The 979-nt window shown below is 56.4% G+C and carries 1 protein-coding gene; it reads left to right on the top strand.

Translation table 11 applies throughout. The features are described from left to right. Window positions 1-70: 70 nt before the first annotated feature. The coding region (locus AC27IO_RS24775; protein WP_498741288.1) for a DUF6402 family protein at window positions 71-979 on the top strand (909 nt) is incomplete at its 3' end.

The following is a 979-nucleotide window of genomic DNA, read 5'->3' as shown; positions in this document are numbered from 1 at the left end:
TTTTTTCGCCATAATCCGCCCCGTTCACGCAAGCCTCAGCGTGACTGAAAAACAAAGGGAGTCAGGGTCAATGGTCGATCTTCTGAAGGCACCGCAGGAAGCCCTGCGGTCCGTGCTCGGGCGCAAGAATGCGCCGCAATATGCCACCCGCCTGTTCCAGTTGCGGGACATTCCATCGGTGATGCGCTCGCGCTTGGGGTGGCCGGTGGCGGCGGCGTTGATGGAGCGATGGTTCAGCAGTGCGGCCTTCGCGATGTCTCAGGAAATGAAAGAAAGCCGAGCGCCCTATCGGCTGAGTCAATTGAGCCCGGCGCAATTGGAGGCGACCACCGTCACTATGGCGTGGGCTCTGGGATTCGCACGCGTCCAGAATGCGATGGCCAGCCTGCAAGCCAAATGGTCGAGTCCAGCCGGAATTGCACAGCTGAAAGACCGTGTTGAAAAGCAAAGCAGGGGACGCAATCAACAGTGCTGGCGCTTTGGCGACTTGAATCAACCCGCCAAAATACTTGAAGACACCTGCCAGGTGAATTACCTCGCGTTTGGCCAATGGAGCGATCCGATGGACGACTTCTACGGCGCAATGGGCGAGGCGCAGGTCAACGTGGCAGTGTCTGGATTGGTGACCCCACAGGGGCCAGGTAAAGCGACTGTGGACATCAATGAACTGGGCTTCTATTTGCGCGATGCCTACGATTTCAATGACGGCAAATCTTTCATTTCTCAACCGCTGGGCTGCTGGGGCTTCAGTGGTGTGGAGTGTGGAGTTCGCACGCAGTTGAGCGTGCCTCTGCAGGAAGTGGTCGTGAACGAACCACCTGCGGCCGTGCAGAACCGCAAGTACATCGTCCAGAACAAGGACTTTCGCAACTGGCGCACGAAAAATCAAAGAGGAGGCGACTTTATGGTGCTATCGGATGTGCATCGAGTGCGGCTCCCCTTTTTCCACAAAAAAATCTTCTTGGTGAGATCCATGAAA

The organism is Acidovorax sp. KNOB132, assembly GCF_057541515.1.
Note: the sequence above shows the minus strand (reverse complement) of the source record. Positions and strands in the feature narration are given on the sequence as shown.